The following is a 1,774-nucleotide window of genomic DNA, read 5'->3' on the forward strand; positions in this document are numbered from 1 at the left end:
CCGGGCCGGCCGCGGCATCCGCTCGCTCGTGCCTCGGCCCGTGCTCCGCGTCGGATCGCGGGGCCGGCCCCCTGCGCGGGGCAGCCAGGATCTCGAGCGAGGTCGGCTCGTCCTCCGGGACCGGCAGGTCGGTCCACGTCACGAGGTCGACCTTGTTCCCGCCGGCGTCCGCGCACGTCCAGAACTGCGGCGCCTCGCGATCGGACGCCACGCGCCCGCCCGCGTCGAGCGCTGCTGCGAGTCGCGCCGACGCCAGCTCGCGCGGCACGGCGAGGTCGAGGTGCATCGCGTGCCGCAGCGGCTTCTCGGGGTCGAGCGGCTGGAACCACACCGACGGCGCGCGTCCGCGCGGATCGACGAGGTCATCGCCGATGTGGTCGGCGTATCCGAGGGCCGCGCGCCAGAAGGGCAGCACCTCGTCGACGGAAACGTTCGTCGCGATCGCGACCTGCACGTCCTGGGTGCGTGCGGGCTGCGGGACGAGCCCCGCCTCACGGGCAGCGGCCGAGACGGCTCGTGCCCGACCTGCCGCGCCGTCGTCGAGGTCGATGAGGTCGCCGCCGAGCCGCACGATCACCCCGTCGGGTCGCACGTCGATCAGCGGCGGATGCTCCGCCGTCTCCTCGAGCGCGGCGACGGCGGTCGCGAACGCCGTCCCCGCCCGTACCGACGCGCACGCGTATCGCGCGATCGGCCCGCAGTAGGCCACGCGCCAGTCGTCGACCCCGTCCGCGGCGAGGAACGCGAGCCGCTGATCTTCGCCCATGGCGCCTCCGTCCCGGGGCGACCGCCCGACGCGGCCGACGCGCCCGAAGATAGCGGACCGCAACCTGCTGCGGAACCCACGGCCGCCCTGACGCGGTCGTGAGGACTAGTCTGCCGCGCCCGCGCGCTTCTCGACCTCGCGGGCGTAGTCGGGCACCGAGTTCGTCCACTGGCGGGGCGGGCGCTCGTAGCCGGCCGACGGCGGGCGGTCGGGGATCTCGATCGGCTCCTGGGGGACGGGCTCCCACGGCACCTTCGAGAGGATGTGGGCCATCACGTTGATCCGCGAGCGGCGCTTGTCGTCGCTCTCGATCTCGTACCAGGGTGCCTCGGCGATGTCGGTGTGGAGGAACATCGTGTCCTTGGCGCGGGAGTAGTCCTCCCACTTGGTGATCGAGCTCAGGTCGGTCGGGCTCAGCTTCCAGCGCCGCATGGGGTCGTTCAGGCGGGAGCGGAAGCGCTCCTCCTGCACGACGTCCGAGACGCTGAACCAGTACTTCAGCAGGATGATGCCGTCTTCCACGAGCATCCGCTCGAAGATCGGAGCCTGGTGCAGGAATCGCTGGTACTCCGCGTTGGTGCAGTACCCCATGACGCGTTCGACGCCGGCGCGGTTGTACCAGGACCGGTCCATGAGCACGATCTCGCCCGCGGCCGGCAGGTGCGGCACGTACCGCTGGAAGTACCACCGGGTCTTGTCGCGCTCGCTCGGCGCCGGCAGCGCGACGATGCGCGTCACGCGCGGGTTCATGTACTCCGACACGCGCTTGATCGCGGAGCCCTTGCCCGCGGCATCCCGCCCCTCGAAGATCACAACGACGCGGGCGCCCGACTGCTGGACCCACTTCTGCATCTCGACGAGCCGCGCCTGCAGCGTCTTGAGCTCCTGCTCGTACAGCGGCTTCGGCATCCTCTTGCCCATTCGCGCACCCCTGCACCGAAGCCTAGAGCGGATGCCGCGCCACGGCGCCGCACGGCGGCGCGGCGCGGGCGTGCCGCGCGCACCCGC

2 protein-coding genes are annotated in these 1,774 nt (G+C 72.3%); both read right to left on the reverse strand.

What is annotated here, in order from left to right:
• On the reverse strand, positions 1–766 hold a 766-nt coding region (locus ESO86_RS16370), incomplete at its 3' end, for a VOC family protein (protein WP_129235894.1).
• 105 nt (positions 767–871) lie between these two features.
• Positions 872–1,675, reverse strand: a complete 804-nt coding sequence (gene ppk2 / locus ESO86_RS16375; protein ID WP_129235895.1) for a polyphosphate kinase 2 — start codon at positions 1,673–1,675, stop codon at positions 872–874.
• Positions 1,676–1,774 lie beyond the last annotated feature (99 nt).

This window comes from Agromyces binzhouensis (genome assembly GCF_004135055.1).
Classification (GTDB): Bacteria; Actinomycetota; Actinomycetes; order Actinomycetales; family Microbacteriaceae; genus Agromyces; species Agromyces binzhouensis.